General features: G+C 66.4%; 1 protein-coding gene. It reads left to right on the top strand.

The features are described 5' to 3' along the window. The coding region (locus SB773_RS33025; protein WP_486304324.1) for a DEAD/DEAH box helicase family protein at positions 1–256 on the top strand (256 nt) is incomplete at both ends.

Raw genomic sequence — 256 nt, 5'->3', positions numbered from 1 at the left:
GGAGAGGGGAAGACCCTGGCCGGCGCACTCGCGGCTGCTGCACATGTGCTGGCCGGACACTCGGTGCATGTCGTCTCCGTCAACGACTACCTGGCCCGTCGGGATGCGGAGTGGATGCGTCCGCTCTATGCCGCGCTCGGCATATGCGTGTCGGCGGTCGAGGAATCCAGCACCTCCGAAGAGCGCCGCGAAGCGTATCTCGCCGATGTCACGTACGTGAGCGTCAGCGAGGTCGGATACGACGTGCTCCGGGACC

Origin of the sequence: Bacillus sp. SIMBA_074 (assembly GCF_046534555.1) — a bacterium.
Classification (GTDB): domain Bacteria; phylum Bacillota; class Bacilli; order Bacillales; family Bacillaceae_G; genus Bacillus_A; species Bacillus_A mycoides.
The sequence above is the reverse complement of the archived record's forward strand: the minus strand, read 5'-3'. Positions and strand labels throughout refer to the sequence as shown.